Genomic DNA, 14,531 nt, shown 5'->3' with positions numbered 1-14,531 from the left:
TTGGCTTTGAGTCTTCAAACCGCGAGATGACGGCGCATCTCGGCCGCATCGTCGAGCGCCGCGCGATCGAGGTTGGCCACGATGCGCCCCTTGTCCATGACGTAGCAGCGCTGCGCCATGGCGCGGATCATGTCGAGATTCTGCTCGACCAGGATGATGGTCACCCCGGTCCTGTGGTTGAGCTCGACCATGTTGCGCGCGATGTCCTGGACGATGTTGGGCTGGATGCCCTCCGAGGGCTCGTCGAGCAGGATGAGGTTCGGGTCGGCGATCAGGACCCGTCCGATCGCGAGTTGCTGCTGCTGGCCGCCGGACATGGTGCCGGCGCGTTGATGCCAACGCTCTTCGAGGATCGGAAAGGCTTCGACGATCTTGCGCCGGCCCGCTTCTGGAATGCCGCCTCCCTTGATCGCTGCGCCGACGGCGACGTTCTCGCCGACGGTCAGGCGCGGAAACACGTCGCGGCCCTGCGGTACATAGCCCATGCCGAGGCGCGCCCGCCTGTGCGCGGGCAAGGATTCCACGGCCTCACCGCGGTAGACGATCGAGCCGTCCATGACCGGCACGAGCCCGATCAGGCTCTTCATCAGCGTGGACTTGCCGACGCCGTTGCGACCGATGACGGCGACGATTTCCCCCTCCCGCACCTCGATCTCGAGGCCCTGGAGCACCGGCTTGCCGCCATAGCCGGCGCGCAAGCCCAGGGTCGACAGGATCACTTCCTTGCGCGGCTGATCAAGCATGGGCCTGCCCCAGATAGATCGCTGCCACGCGTTCGTCGGCCACGATCTCGTCGATCGAGCCCTGCGCGAACACCTGCCCGAGATGCAGCACGGTGACGCGATGCGCGACCTGCCGGACGAAGGCCATGTCGTGCTCGATCGCCAGCACCGTCATGCCGTCCGCATTGAGCCGCTGCACCATCTCGCCGGTCATGTAGGTTTCCTCGGGCGACATGCCGGCGGTGGGCTCGTCCAGCAGAAGAAGGCGCGGCTTCAGGCTGACCGCCATGCCGATCTCGAGCCATTGCTTCTGGCCATGGCTGAGATTGCCGGCGACCTGCGCCTGCTCCGATTCCAGCCCGAGGAAGGTCAGCAGCCGCTCGATCTCCGCTTCGAGCTCTGCCCCGCGATGCCGGCTCTGCAGGGCGATCTCGAGATTCTGGCGGACCGACAGGCCCTTGAAGACGCCGGGCACCTGGAACTTGACCGAAAGGCCGCGGTGAATCCGCGCAAAGGATTTCAGCGCCGTGATGTTCTCGCCGGCGAAGAGAATGTCACCGCTGCCGGGATGATGCTCGCCGAGGATCAGGCGAAACAGCGTGCTTTTGCCGGCGCCGTTCGGGCCGATGAGGCAATGGATCTCGCCGGCTTGCAGCGTGAGATCCACGGAATTGGTGACGTGCAGACCACCGAAATGCTTGTTCAGCTTGCGCAGTTCGAGCAGCGACATCAGCCGGCCCTCTGCGTGAGGCGGGCGGCGATGCGGCCGAGCCAGTTCATCACCCCGAGCACGAGACCGTTCGGGGCGATCAGGACCGTGAGCACCAGCAGCACACCCATGAAGACCAGCGCGTACTGGCTGCCATAGATGGTCAGCGCCTGGAACGCAGCGAGCACCACCAGCGTGCCGATCACGGTCGACGTCAGGTCGCTGCGGCCGCCGACTGCGACCCAGATCAGCGGCAGCGCCGCGGCCGTCATGCCCATGCTCGAGGGCGTGATGTACTGCCCCCACACGGTGTAGAGCACACCCGAGAGCCCCGCGAGCGCGGCGCCGATGACGAAGGTGATGAGCTGGTACTTGCGGATGTCGTAACCCAGCATCTCCGCCCTCTTCGGGTTCTCACGGATCGCGACGATGACGTTGCCGAAAGACGAGTTCATCAGGATCCGCAAGGCCAGATAGACGAAGACCAGAAGGCCGAGCACGAGGTAATAGAGCCCTATATCGGCGAACAGCACGATCGGCTCGCCCGGCCAGGGGATGGTCAGCGGCGGCATCGCGCTCATGCCGTTGAAGCCGTTGAGCCGTGCACTGCCGATGTGCCATTCCGGCCCCGCGGTCTGTGCCATGAAGCGTTCCAGCATCAGGGTCACCGCGAGCGTGACGATGCCGAGGAACACGCCGGCGATGCGGCCGAAGAACATGAAGTAGCCGAGCAGGACCGCGAACAGCGCCGCGATCCCGACCGCCATCACCAGCGCCAGCAACGTAAAGCCGTAGGCGGAGCCGAAATTGATGGTGAGGATGCCGTAGCCATAGCCCGCGATGCCGAAGAACGTGGTCTGGCCGAAGGAGAGCGAGCCGCCATAGCCCCAGATCAGGCACAGGCTGAGCGCGATGAAGACCCAGACGAAGAAGTAGACGGTGTTGCCGACCGTGTAGCCGTCGCTGAACAGCGGATAGGCGAGCGCGGCAGCGAGCACGAGTGCGAACAGGCCCCAGAAGGCCGGACCGCGACCGACGGTCTGCGGGCCTTCGAGGCGGCGAAACATTGCGAGGAGACCGGTCACGACGCCATCACTCCGTCAGGTGCGCTCGCGCAGCACGAAGCCGGAAATGCCTTTCGGCAACACCCGGACGACGATGATGACGGCGACCAGCAGACCGATCTGGCCGAACAGCTGGCCCTGCCAGGACGTCATCACCGACTTCACCACCGCAAGCACGCCGCCGGCCGGTGCCGTGCCGAGGAAGACGTCGGCGCCGCCGATCACGACCGTGACGAAGGCCTCCATGATGAAGGTCGCGCCCATGGTCGGCACCAGCGTCATGGTCGGCGCATAGAGGCCGCCGGCAAGACCGGCGAGCCCTGCCCCGCACGCGAAAGTGAGGCTGTAGATCAGGCGCGTGTCGACGCCGAGTGCGGCCGCCATGTGCGGCACCTGGATGGTGGCGCGCGCCAGCACGCCGAAGCGGGTCCAGTTGAACAGCGCATAGAGCGCGGCGAGCACGCCGAGTGCGGCACAAAACAGCACGATGCGATAGATCGAATAGGAGTAGTCGCCGACCTGGAAACTGCCGAACGGCGTGCCGACGCCCGCCATGGTCGAGCCGACCATGATCAGCGTGCCCTGCGTGGCGATCAGGCTCAGCCCCCAGGTGGCGACGATGGTGTCGAGCGGCCGGTCGTACAGATGACGGATGACTGCGAGCTCCACCACGACCCCGACCAGTGCCGACACGAGCGTGCCGGCCAGTATTCCCAGCGGTAGCGGCAGGCCCGCATGCACGGTCGCGGCGGTGACGTAGGCGCCGCACATGATGAACTCGCCATGGGCAAGATTGATCACGCCCATCATGCCGAAGATCACTGCGAGCCCGCAGGCCGAGAGCACCAGGAATGCGAAGGCGTCGCCGAATTGATAGAGCGCCGAGAATACGTGGGTCGCGATGTCCATGAATCAACCAGGATGTGGGAGGATGCGGCGTCGCCGCCGCAGATGTCCGTGACCGCCCCGGCGCGCCGCAAGCGCCGGGGCGATCAGCCGCCGGGTCAGGGTTTCGGCGGCGGGTTCGACGGCGTGTACTGAGCCATCGGATCCTTCTTGGTGAGGTCGCAGCCAGCTTCACCCAGCCAGTACGGCTTGATGTCCTCCCAGACCTTCGGGAAGGAGATCGAGTGATCGGCGCCGACCTTGGCGAGATAGATCGTGTGCGACATGTGCTGGCTCTTCGGGTCGATGCAGACCTTGCCTTCCGGCGCGTCCATGCAGACGTCGCCCAGCGCGATCACCTTGCGGATCTCTTCGCGCTTGGTCGACTTCGCGCGCTCGACCATCTGCTTGTAGAGATAGACGGCGAGATAGGAGTTCTCCGCCTCCTGGTTCACATAAGGCTCGCTCGGGAACTTGGCCTTGAACTTGGCGTAGAACTCCCTGCTCTTAGGCGAGTCGATCTCCTCGATGTAGTTGGTGGTGACGAACATGTCCTTCAGGCTCGGCGGCTTGAAGCGCTTGTGCTCGTAGCCCTGCCCGACATTGACCGAGGACGCCATCGGCAAGTTGACGTTTGCGGAGGCCGCCTGCTCGTAATAGGAGGCCTGCGCGGTGCCGACCAGCAGCGTGACAACGAAGTCCGGCTTGGCCTTCTGGATGTTCTGGATGCTCTGGGAGAATTGCGAGACGCCGAGCGGGATGAACTCCTCGCCAGCCATCTCGCCCCCGTTCTCCTTGACGATCTTGCGCACCCACTCCGCCGAGATCTGGCCGAAATTGTAGTCGGCCGCGAGCGTGTAGACGTTCTTGCCGTACTTCTCCATCATGTACGGAATGAGCGTCGAGAACTGCTGCTCGGGCACGGCACCGGTCACGATCATGTGGCCGTCGCAGACACCGCCTTCATACTGGTTGTTGTAGAAGGCAAAACCGTTGAACTGATCGACGATCGGGCGGTACGCCTCGCGCGAGGCCGAAGAGAATCCCGCGAACACGACATCGACCTTGTCGCGCTGGAGCACGCGTCGCATGAACTCCTGGTAGCGGGTGTTGTCGGACTGCGTGTCGTAAGCGACGAGCTCCAGCGGCCTGCCCATGATGCCGCCGGCCTTGTTGATCTCCTCGGCGGCGAGCTGGATGGCGTGAACCTTGCCGATCGTGGCCGCTGCGAAGTCGCCGGACTGATCCTCGAGCACGCCGAGTTTGATCGGGTTTTCTGCCGCGAGCGCCGGGTGTGATCCAAGGGGGGATCCGAGGACAAGCGTCCCCGTGAGGGCTGCGGCGCGCAGCCCCCGCAATACAGACTTGCTCATTTTGCTTCTCCTAGATGGCCTGCTTGTTGCCGCCTTGCAGCGTAATGCCGGTCGTGCGACTGGACGTGTCGGGCGGCTTCGCCCGCCTGCTCAGAAACTCCTCGCAATAGAGTTCCATGTTCTGCCGCGCGCGCATGCTCTCGCGGCGGAGCTGTGAATAGGCATCTTCCTCGTCGACGCCCTCCTGCCGCATCAGCAGGACGACGGCCCGGATCACCGCGCGGCGGCCGCGGCGGCGCTCCTCGAGACCCTGCAGGCGCTCATACATCTCGGCGCGCAGCAGGAACTGGTTGATGCCCATGAACAGGGACGTGTAGACGGCGCCGCCATGCACCGGCTTGCGCAGGAATGAGGTCGCGCCCAGATTGACCAGCGCCTTGAGCCGGCTCGGCGCTTCGACGCCAACGAGGCCGATCACCGGCGCCGGCGGCAATCGCGAGGCGGGATTGACCTCGATCGCGACTGCGCCTTCGAGATCGCCGTCGATGAACAGGATGTCGCGGTCGGCCTGGAGACTCGCGACATCGATCTGTGCGCGACCGTCGACGATCTCCGGGTACTCCGTGGAAACGCCGAGCTTGGCCAACGTCGTTTCGAGCGCGCTCTCCCACCCGCCTCGCCTGGTGACGACGATGGCACGGCCGCCCTTGAAATTCTGCAGCAGTCGGGAGTTCATGATTGCACCACCTTCAAATGAGGAGAGCGCATTGCGCTGGCAAAGCGCGGCGACGACTGAACGAGATAAGGATCTGGCGCGATCGGCTCGCGGGCCTCCAGCAGCACTTCGAACTGCCCGCCGGCGGTCGACCGGCCGATCCGAGGCGTGAGCCAACCGTGGAAGGTCTGGCGGTCGATGCGGACCTCGCCTTGCGGCGCGTGCAGCCGCTGGTCTGCTACGGCGGCGCGTACCGTGCGGGCGTCATCGGTGCCGGCCTGGGACAAGGCCGCTCCGAGCAGCTTGACGGCGATGTAGGAGGCTTCCGCGTCCGCCGACGAGACCGGTCCATCCGGAAAGGACGTGGTGTAGGCGCGGATGAAGGCGCCGTTTTCGGCCGAGTTCAGCGAAGAGAAATAGACACTGGAGGACAGATGTCCATCGATCGCATCCGGGCCGATCTCCGGCAATTCGGGCTCCGACAACGTGCAGCTGGCGACCGGGATTTCCGCAGCCTGATCGATGCCGCGCGCGCGGCAGGCGGCCCGGAACGCCCGGAAGAACGCGTAGGCGCTGGTGCCGATCAGATTGTTGAAGACGAAGTCGGGCCGCTGGTCGATGATCGCCGCGATCACCTGATCGACCTCGGTGTCGCCGACGGAGAGATACCGTTCGGCAAGCACCGTGCCACCGCGCGCAGTCAGCGCCTCCCGGAAGATGCGGTTGTTTTCCCAGGCCCAGATGTAGTTCGAGCCGACGCAGAAGGCGCGCGAACCGAGGCGGGATGCCAGGTAGTCGACGAGTGGCAGCACGTGCTGGTTCGGCGCGGCGCCGGTGTAGATGACGTTGTCGGAACTCTCGAATCCCTCGTAGTGAGACGGATACCACAGCAGTCCGTCGAGCTTCTCGAAGCACGGGATCACCTCCTTGCGGCTCGACGAGGTGTAGCAGCCGACGACATGCCGGACGCCGGAGCCGAGCAGCTCGAGGCTGAGCGAGCGATAGCTCGCGAGGTCGCCGGACGGATTCACGACCACCGGCTCGAGCGCAATATCGCCACCGCTCGCGTTGATCTCGCGAAAGGCGAGCAGCGCCCCGTTCAGCATCGACCGCGCGACGACGCTGTAGGACCCCGTCGTCGAGAGCATTACGCCGATCCGATATGTCGCCTGCGCCATCACTCGTTCCAAAATGAAAAAGGCGCCCATCGGCCGTTAAGCCGAGGGCGCCCTCGCCGCCAACCGAGCACGCGAAACCCGCGCGATGTTGGAAATGGTTGAAGCTCGCTGCGTTGACGGGCCGAACTGCCCAACGCTTGCTTAGCACGGTCGTTGAGATCAGTTACGAAGTCAAGCGCGTTATTGCAGCGAAAGCTGCTACGATTCGTATCGTGGTGCAGCAAAACTGTGCATCCGATCCGAGCCCACGCGCCGATGCGCCGTAGACACGACGGCACGCCCAAAGTCCTGCTTTGGGGCCTGTCGTGCGCTATCGAAGGTTGCGCCGTCGAACCTGCCAATGACTCCGTGCCAAGCCAAGTCGTCGGCACCCCCGCTACGAGCGACAGGCATCTCTGCCGGCGCTCGAATTCGCCGGGTATGAATTCCAGCCGGCTGAGCGATATCTGGTATCAAGCCGGCCGCGCACGATCCCACCCTCAGCGCTGGGGTCCATGCACCTCCGACATTTTAAGAATTTAGTAACGATACGAACGTCGCCAAACGCATTAATGCAAATCGCACGCTGCCGATGCCTGCCCCGTAACGACCTTGCTATAAGCCGGGCCACGCGCGATCGACGCTCGCAAAATCGACCTGGTTTCATTGATTGCTCATGAACAAGTTTAGCAATACATTCGACATCGTCATCGAGCAGTCGTTCGACTTTCTGTCTCCGGAATATGCAGAGCTGTTCGATCGCTCGGCCGCCACTGCGTTCCAGCATCCGGTCTGGCTGCATAGCCTCTACACCAGGCTCGCGCCGGAAACGGGCGCAATTCCTTTGGTCGTCGTGGTCCGCCACCGCGCGACGGGGGCCCTCGCGATGGTGCTGCCCCTGCTCCGGATCCGGCGCGGTCCGTTACGAACCGTCGAGTTCGCTGACCTCCGCGTTTCCGACTATTTGGCGCCGGTTTGCAGCCCGGACGCGTTCTCGCAATTGCTCGACGACGCGGCTGCGTGCGCGCAGATTCGGCGCCTTGTGCGTCCTTTCGATCTGCTTCGAATGGTCAAGCTGCCCGACACACGGCTTCCGATCGAAGACCTCCTGGCTGCGTCCCGCCGCGTAGCGATGGACACCAATGCCTACGCGACGGTTCTCGTCGCGCCGTTCGAGCAATGGCGGGCCAGCACGCTCGATCGCTCCTATCAGAAGGAGCTCGCAAAGAAACGTCGTCAGCTCGAGAAAAAGGGCGCGCTGAGCTTCTCGTGCTGCGGCGACAGCGCGTCCGTGCTCGAGGCGCTGGACGTCATGAGGAAGTTCCGGGGTCCGCGCTTTCACGCACAGGGCGACGGAGACCTGCTGCAGCGCCCCGAATATTACGGCTTTTATTCCGACGTCGCGCTTCACGGCCTGGGCTCCTTTGTCCGTCTCTACGCCATGAAGATGAACGGCGAGGTGATTGCCGCCGTGCTCGGACTATGCCATCGGGGCAGCTTCCTCGTCATCATGAGCGCCTTCGACATCGCCGGCTACAAGAGCCAATCCCTTGGCGCGCTGATGTTCGAGCAGGTGGCGCGGGACTGTATCGAGCGCGGAGACCAGATGCTCGACTTCACCATTGGCGACGAGCCATACAAGAAACTGTTCGGCGGGCAGCCTTCGCCGATGTGGGCGGTCACGCAGGCCGGCAGCGCCGCAGGCGCTATCGCCCTCTTCGCGCTGAAGCAGGCTCCCTGGCTCAAGCTGGCGGCCAAGCGGCTATCGGATTTGAGGCTCCAGCCCGCGCGCCCCCCAACTTCCACGCGCTGACCGACGGCACGCGAAGGAGGAGCAGAACTCAGGCGCGCAACGCGCCGCGGACACGCCCGAGCCAACCCGGGCGCATCTGATCGATGCGGTGTGTCAGACTGCGCCGCAGGAAGTGCAACCGTCGTCGTACGTCCCAGCCGATGTCGCTGCGGGACGTCAGAGCCTCGCGGAAGCGCGCCATCTTCAGCGACTGCCGGTCAGCCGCGATCTTGTCGCGATCGGAATAGAACTGCGAGATCTTCTCTCGGCCCATGCCTGCGGTCACAAGCCACCGCGGCGCGTATTCGGTGCAAAGACGGTCGACGTCCACCAGCAGGCGGGCGACACCCGTGCCGGCCGCGGGACAATTGGTCTGAAACGCATCGCCGATGAGCACGACGCCGGGCTGGAGATGCCCCTCGACGACAGTCAGATCCATCACCCAGTTCTGGACCCGGTCGGTCACGCGGAAATCGCCGAGGTAGTCCCGCAATCCAGGCAGCAGGCGCAAAACCGTCGCTTCCGGCTCGCGACGCAACTCGCGCATGATCGGGTCGGTCGGATCGCGGAACATGAAGAGATTGGCCCGCATGCCGGCACGGACGGGAAACAGGCTGAGATAGTCGATGCCGTCCGCCGTACGTTCGCCATAGCAGGTCAGCGCCTCGAAATCGAACTGGGTGCCGTCCCGGCGAGCGATCGTGAAGCCGAACGAAACCGAATGGCGCTCGGCCAGCACACGCCGCCTGATGCCGAGCCTGTAACCCAGCACTCCCGCCATGCCCGTGGCCAGAACAACGAGGCGCGCAGTGACGCGCCGTCCGGAGGCCATCTCGAGATGCTGGACGTCGTCGCTGCTGCTGATAGCCGTGACCTCGTCGACGATCAGGTTGGATGGATCGGGTATCTGGCTGCGCGCCATGGCGACGAGATCGGCATAGCGAAATCCGTAAGCCTGGCCCATGCTGACATCGACCACCTTGCCCTCCCGGATATTGAGCACCTGATCGTATCGGCAAGCGACATCCTCGAGCGCATTGAGAAAGCCCAGCTTGCGAAACAGCTCCAGCTGATGGCCGCCGATTTTCTCGACCCGGAACTCGTCCGGATAGACCGCCCGCTTGTCGACGAGAGCAACGCGATGCCCTGCCCGCGCCAGCACGGCCCCCGCCAGCGATCCCCCAAGGCCACCGCCGACAACGGCGACGTCCGAGACGATCGTTGCCGTTACGCCCCCATCGATCGGCTCGGTCACGGCTCTATTCGTCGTCAAGGCTCCGGCTCCCAAGGTTAACGGCAATCCCAGTGCAATTCTCTCGCCTGCTGTCGCATCGCGGGGCGAAACGCGATCGTTTCCGGAGATCGAGGTTAATGACCGGAGGCGGCGGGCGCGCTGCCGCCGCTGCGGCACGCGTCTTGCTCGAGTTGCACTGTAGATTCCGGGTTCCGACATCCCGGCGACCGATCTCGCGCGCTATTCCGCATTCGAACGGCCGATCTCGCCTTCTTCGGTCGTCGATGCGGCGCCAGGCCGTCAGTCGGTCGAGCTGAACTTTGCACCAACCGGGACAATGAGGACGACGATGTTCCAGAGTGAAGCAGCCGACGTAGCAGTGATATCGTCGCGGCCCGCGAGATCCTGCATCTCGTCCATTAACACTCGCGCCGTTGCAGCATGCTAGGTTGTCGCCGGTATCGGAACACGTCTCTTCAGGGGAGCGTAACCCCTTAAACCTCCATGATCGAAGCCATCCTCCAGTTCATGCGGCGCGATGTCACGCGCGGCGTTGCCGGGACCATCCTCCTCAAGGTTGGCAGCGGCGTACTCGCGTTTGCATTGTTCTCGCTGGCGGCACGGACGATGTCGCCCGACGGCTTCGGCATCTTTGCGACCTGGCTCTCCGTCGCCCAGATCGCAGCCGTCCTGGGACTGGTCGGCCAGGAATCCCTGCTGGTGCGATTCCTCAACGAGTATCAGGTCAGTGACAGGCCGGACCTCACCAAAGGCGTCCTCCTATCGAGCTTCAAGATTGCCTCGGTCGCAATGCTGATCGTGATCGCCGGGATCGCCATCGTGGCGAGCATGAGAGGCGACTGGTGGCTGCTGATCCTCGCTGTGTCGGCCTACACAGCCGTCAACGCCGCAGTGATGCTTGGGAGCCAGATCGCTCGCTCTCTGGTCAGCATTCTCATGGGCGAAGGAAATCGCGAGTTCTTCTGGCGTGTCATCGTCGTCCTGTTCCTGCTCGTCATGTTGCTCGGCTATCGGCAGCTCGATCCCGCCGAGTTGTTCGCGGTGATGACAATAGCGATGTCGGTGGGCCTGGCGGCGCAGATCATTTCGATCGCACGAGTCTTGCCGGATTTGCGCGATACCCCGGCCCGCACCGAGACGTCCCGCTGGCGATCGAGCGCCCTTCACTTCTGGCTCGCCTCCATCCTTGAAGCCGCCAACCAGTATTTTGACGTCATTCTGGTCTACTGGATGCTGGATCCGGCCACCGCCGGAATCTACTTTGCCGCCTCGCGCCTCGCCAACATCTTCGCCATGCTGTCCGCAGCGCTGTACACTTTCGGCGCGCGCCGGCTTCCGTCGTTGTATTTCAGCAAGAACTACCGGGAGTTCGAGCGGGACGTTGCGGCTGATGGCGGAAGTGACCGCGCTTTGCGTTGCCGCGGGTCTCGCCACGATCTGGATCGGCGGCCCCTATCTCCTCAATCTGTTCGGGCCTCATTTCACCGCGCAGCACTCGGTGTTGATCGTGCTCGCAATCGGAACTGCCATCCAGGCGGCCGGCGGCCCGTCTGCTGCGATCCTGCAGCTGACCGGCCATGAACGAATCTATGTGCCGGTCGTCGCCGCCAACGTCGCGCTGCGGCTCGTGGGATTTGTCGTGCTCATTCCCTGGCTCGGAGTGCTTGGCGCGGCGATTTCGGCGACGGTGTCACTCGCGCTCGCGACCATCGCCCTGAACATCCTCTGCCGCCGGCGATCCGGCGTGGATCCTTCGGTCCTCGTGCTCTTGCGCTTCTCTGCTTCGAGGCGCGGCAACTATGCAGTTCGCGGCGCGGACTCGAGCGATTAGATGTCATCAGGCCGCGGCTCGGGAAATCCGCAGTCACGCGCCGGCAGCGTGCAAGACCGGTTGGTTAACGCACTCGCCGCGCGCCGTCGGGGAAACAGCGGAAATACCGCGCAAACGATGTGGTTGCAAAGGCCTCGCATTAACTCCGTTTGTTGCTAGCCGATGTCCGGGCGATACCCGCATGATAGGTACGGAGTTAAGAAGGTGAAGATTTCGTTGCTTTAACGGTCGGGATCCGTGCTCCACTATCAGCCGAACAAGAAATTGGGCGAGACGAGCGCGACGGCTTTGGCGCGGCCGGACCATGGCGGGCCGAAACCGCACGTGCTTCTTGCGCAAACTCAGGCCGAGAACGCCGGTGCGCAGGAAATCTCGCGGCTTCTTGGCGCCGGGCTCACCGCTCGCGGCTACCGGGTCACCAATCTATTCTTCTTCCGCAAATCGGACTCTTTCGATGAACCGCCGGATACGCTCTACTGCGCGCCGAGCCGGCCAGGCAATCCGGTGGCGCTGCTGCGGATGCTGCGGACGCTCGGCCGCCATATCAGGGCCACGAAGCCCGACGCCGTCCTGACTTTCCAGCATTTCGGCAACGTCATCGGCGGTGGCGTCACGCGCCTCGTCAGCCGTGCACCGGTTGTCGCAAATCAGGTTTCATCCGCGCTGTCGATGAGCTGGCCGGTTCGCACCGCCGACATCGTCATGGGCAGCCTCGGCTTCTTTGACTGCATCACACTCAATTCGAAGGACATGCAGCGCGAATATTCGCGCTACCCCGCGGCCTACCGGTCGCGCATGGTGCATGTGCCGCACGGCTTCGACGACAAGGCCCTCATCCTGTCGAAGGAGGCTGCACGACACAGGTTCAACCTGCCGCCCGACTGCGTCCTGCTTGGCTGCGCGGCAAGGCTGCATCCGCACAAGCGGCTCGACATGGCGATACGTCTCTTGCCGGATCAACCATCCTGGCACCTTGCGCTTGCCGGCCAGGGAGCCGACGGGGCCCGGCTGAGGCTGCTGGCGAGCGACTTGAACGTCTCGGGCCGACTGCATTGGCTCGGGGAGATTCCTCCCAGCCGGATGGCGGACTTCCTGGCCAGTCTGGACGTATTCGTCTTTCCGACACAGGCGGAAACCTTCGGTCTGGCCGCCGTTGAGGCCGCAAACGCCGGTGTTCCCTCCGTCGTGACTGATCTTCCCGTCCTGCGCGAAGTGTTGGCCTACGAAGGGAGACCGACCGCACTCTTCGTCGACACCTCCGATCATGCGAAGCTCTCCGCAGCCGTCTCCGCGCTGTTAACGGACAAGCACCTGAGCGACGAACTGCGACAAAACGCCAAAGGTCTGAAACTGCGCTATTCGGTAGATGCCATGGTGGAGGAATACGTTCGTATTCTCGACCGGATCATTTGACATGATCCGTTGAAATCGATTGGTTCGATATGATCATCGAGTTCCGCTGTGAACGCGAGTACGCGCGGCAATGGATGGCCCGCGAGACCCTGTCGATCGACGGCCGGGACGTTCCGGTTCAGATTGTATGGGCGCCAACGTCGGAGCCGCGGCCCGCAGGTCTCGACGCCCTGTTCGAGCTCGAACGCGTGGTGCTGCGCAAGGGCAAACATGGCGGCGCAGACAGGCTGAAGATCATTTCGGAAGGGGCGCAGGCTTTTGGCGGCACCGCCGACATGATCGTCGATTTTTCGGGCGCCGCGCGGGATCCGGACTGCTCTGCCCGGCTGTATCTGCGTCCGCTGTTCAACGGAGTCGCGGGCGAAAATGCCGCCCTCGCCGCCATTCTCGCCGGCGACCTGCCCGTGATCGACATCGTCAACGAGGTCGACGGTTCGGTCCTCGACCGCGGCCATCCATCCGGAGAAATTGCCGCGGGCCTCAGCGGCGCGCTCGAAACCGTCATGGCGCGAACCCTGACCATGGTGGCGGCGGTCCTGTCGGGAAGGCCGCGAATTGTGCCGCAACTGGCGCCCCCCCCCGGCGATGGCTTGCGCCGCGGACCCGTCGGCTATGTCGCTCACGGCCTTGCCGCATCGATCGCCAAGGAGATCTATCGCCTCTGCTGCTATGCCCCCCATTGGCATATCGGATGGCGCTTCAACGACGGCCCGGGCGTCTGGCAGACCGGAGATCTATCCGGCCCAAGCTGGAATGTTCTGGGGGATCCTGGAAACCACTTCTACGCCGATCCCTTTCCGATCAATTGGCAGGGGCGCACATTCGTCTTCTTTGAGGATCTCGATCACCGCGTCGGAAAAGGCATCATTTCGACGATCGAGTTCAATGACGCGGGGCCGGTCGGCGAGGTGATGCCGGTGCTGGAGGAGGCCTGGCACCTCTCCTATCCGTTTCTGATCGAAGACGATGGCGCGCTGTGGATGATCCCGGAGAGCTCGACCCGCGGGGACGTCGCCCTCTACAAATGCGTTCGGTTTCCGGACAAATGGGAGCGATATGCGACGCTCCTTTCCGGCCTCGAGCTGGCTGACGTCACGATCACGCGGCACAACGGCCTGCATTATCTGTTTGGCGCCTGGCGCGACGGCACGGGTGGCTATTCGGATTCCCTGGCGATCTACTACGCCGACCGCCTCTTGGGGCCCTGGTCGGCCCACGCCAGCAATCCGGTCCTGATCGACCGCGCAAGCACGCGGCCGGCCGGGAATTTCGTCACCCTCGATGACAAATTGTGGCGACCGGTCCAGGATTGTGCCGACGGATACGGCGCGGCGCTCGCCCTGGCTGAGGTGGTCGACCTGTCGCCGACGGAGTTCAAGCAGATCGTCCGCCACTCTCTAAAGCCCGGACCGCTATGGTCCGGCAGGAAGTTGCACACCTTGAACCGCTGCGGCAGGCTCGAGGTGATCGACGGATCGCGCGTCCAACCCAAGACGCGTGCTTTCGCGAGCAGCTTCCCATCGGCCATTCTGTCACCCCTGACCACTCCGCATACTCTCCGCTGAAGCCAGCGGCGCGCTCATACGGCAAATAGCGCACGTGCGTTGCCGACGGACCGGCATCAATCTAGATACCGTCCGTCATCTCGTGTCTTGGACGCTCGCGAGCAACGACG

Annotated in this window: 11 protein-coding genes and 1 pseudogene; 4 read left to right on the top strand and 8 right to left on the bottom strand. The window is 63.8% G+C overall.

All coding sequences use genetic code 11. From position 1 onward, the window contains the following. Positions 1–14 precede the first annotated feature (14 nt). The 7 genes from ABIG06_RS25990 to ABIG06_RS25960 form a co-directional block, all read right to left on the bottom strand. Positions 15–743: an ABC transporter ATP-binding protein gene (locus ABIG06_RS25990; RefSeq protein WP_370139118.1), complete on the bottom strand. Its 729-nt coding sequence runs from the start codon at positions 741–743 to the stop codon at positions 15–17. After that, complete coding sequence (locus ABIG06_RS25985; protein ID WP_370139117.1) at positions 736–1,452, bottom strand: ABC transporter ATP-binding protein; 717 nt, start codon at positions 1,450–1,452, stop codon at positions 736–738. The genes ABIG06_RS25990 and ABIG06_RS25985 overlap by 8 nt, the downstream gene beginning before the upstream one ends. Continuing rightward, positions 1,452–2,498 (bottom strand): branched-chain amino acid ABC transporter permease, encoded by a 1,047-nt coding sequence (locus ABIG06_RS25980; RefSeq protein WP_424578586.1) that lies wholly within the window; start codon positions 2,496–2,498, stop codon positions 1,452–1,454. The genes ABIG06_RS25985 and ABIG06_RS25980 overlap by 1 nt, the downstream gene beginning before the upstream one ends. 33 nt (positions 2,499–2,531) lie before the next feature. Further along, positions 2,532–3,404 carry an ABC transporter permease subunit gene (locus ABIG06_RS25975; RefSeq protein ID WP_025035503.1) on the bottom strand — a complete coding sequence of 291 codons (873 nt, stop codon included), beginning with the start codon at positions 3,402–3,404 and terminating at the stop codon, positions 2,532–2,534. A 95-nt stretch (positions 3,405–3,499) separates the two neighbouring features. Further along, positions 3,500–4,753, bottom strand: coding sequence for an urea ABC transporter substrate-binding protein (locus ABIG06_RS25970; RefSeq protein ID WP_424578412.1), 1,254 nt, complete (start codon positions 4,751–4,753; stop codon positions 3,500–3,502). Between the two features lie 10 nt (positions 4,754–4,763). Continuing rightward, entirely contained in the window at positions 4,764–5,429 is a 666-nt protein-coding gene (locus ABIG06_RS25965) for an ANTAR domain-containing response regulator (RefSeq protein WP_370139116.1), read from the bottom strand. Then, positions 5,426–6,586: a transporter substrate-binding domain-containing protein gene (locus ABIG06_RS25960; protein WP_370139115.1), complete on the bottom strand. Its 1,161-nt coding sequence runs from the start codon at positions 6,584–6,586 to the stop codon at positions 5,426–5,428. Before ABIG06_RS25960 ends, ABIG06_RS25965 begins: the two co-directional genes overlap by 4 nt. A 655-nt stretch (positions 6,587–7,241) precedes the next feature. On the opposite strand from ABIG06_RS25960, the gene ABIG06_RS25955 reads away from it, so the two are divergent. Beyond that, complete coding sequence (locus tag ABIG06_RS25955) at positions 7,242–8,378, top strand: GNAT family N-acetyltransferase (protein WP_370139114.1); 1,137 nt, start codon at positions 7,242–7,244, stop codon at positions 8,376–8,378. Between the two features lie 28 nt (positions 8,379–8,406). Here the strand turns inward: ABIG06_RS25955 and ABIG06_RS25950 are convergent, their stop codons facing one another. Then, positions 8,407–9,630: an FAD-dependent oxidoreductase gene (locus ABIG06_RS25950; RefSeq protein WP_370139113.1), complete on the bottom strand. Its 1,224-nt coding sequence runs from the start codon at positions 9,628–9,630 to the stop codon at positions 8,407–8,409. 465 nt (positions 9,631–10,095) lie between these two features. Here ABIG06_RS25950 and ABIG06_RS25945 point away from each other — a divergent pair. The 3 genes and pseudogenes from ABIG06_RS25945 to ABIG06_RS25935 all read left to right on the top strand — a co-directional run bounded on the left by ABIG06_RS25945 (position 10,096) and on the right by ABIG06_RS25935 (position 14,421). Continuing rightward, a pseudogene (locus ABIG06_RS25945) lies at positions 10,096–11,443 on the top strand (lipopolysaccharide biosynthesis protein). Between the two features lie 237 nt (positions 11,444–11,680). Then, the gene (locus tag ABIG06_RS25940) at positions 11,681–12,856 is read left to right on the top strand and encodes a glycosyltransferase family 4 protein (protein ID WP_370139112.1); all 1,176 of its coding nucleotides are present in this window, start codon (positions 11,681–11,683) and stop codon (positions 12,854–12,856) included. Between the two features lie 29 nt (positions 12,857–12,885). Beyond that, positions 12,886–14,421 carry a glucosamine inositolphosphorylceramide transferase family protein gene (locus ABIG06_RS25935; protein ID WP_370139111.1) on the top strand — a complete coding sequence of 512 codons (1,536 nt, stop codon included), beginning with the start codon at positions 12,886–12,888 and terminating at the stop codon, positions 14,419–14,421. Positions 14,422–14,531 lie beyond the last annotated feature (110 nt).

The sequence above is a fragment of the Bradyrhizobium sp. USDA 326 genome, assembly GCF_049739485.1.
In the GTDB taxonomy this organism is placed as follows: Bacteria; Pseudomonadota; Alphaproteobacteria; order Rhizobiales; family Xanthobacteraceae; genus Bradyrhizobium.
Note: the sequence above shows the minus strand (reverse complement) of the source record. Positions and strands in the feature narration are given on the sequence as shown.

Bases quoted from the DNA above. Each gene is read 5' to 3' on its own strand.
- ABIG06_RS25985 (WP_370139117.1), bottom strand. From the start codon at position 1,452: ATGTCGCTGCTCGAACTGCGCAAGCTGAACAAGCATTTCGGTGGTCTG.
- ABIG06_RS25990 (WP_370139118.1), bottom strand. From the start codon at position 743: ATGCTTGATCAGCCGCGCAAGGAAGTGATCCTGTCGACCCTGGGCTTG.
- ABIG06_RS25980 (WP_424578586.1), bottom strand. From the start codon at position 2,498: ATGTTTCGCCGCCTCGAAGGCCCGCAGACCGTCGGTCGCGGTCCGGCC.
- ABIG06_RS25960 (WP_370139115.1), bottom strand. From the start codon at position 6,586: ATGGCGCAGGCGACATATCGGATCGGCGTAATGCTCTCGACGACGGGG.
- ABIG06_RS25935 (WP_370139111.1), top strand. From the start codon at position 12,886: ATGATCATCGAGTTCCGCTGTGAACGCGAGTACGCGCGGCAATGGATG.
- ABIG06_RS25970 (WP_424578412.1), bottom strand. From the start codon at position 4,753: ATGAGCAAGTCTGTATTGCGGGGGCTGCGCGCCGCAGCCCTCACGGGG.
- ABIG06_RS25965 (WP_370139116.1), bottom strand. From the start codon at position 5,429: ATGAACTCCCGACTGCTGCAGAATTTCAAGGGCGGCCGTGCCATCGTC.
- ABIG06_RS25955 (WP_370139114.1), top strand. From the start codon at position 7,242: ATGAACAAGTTTAGCAATACATTCGACATCGTCATCGAGCAGTCGTTC.
- ABIG06_RS25975 (WP_025035503.1), bottom strand. From the start codon at position 3,404: ATGGACATCGCGACCCACGTATTCTCGGCGCTCTATCAATTCGGCGAC.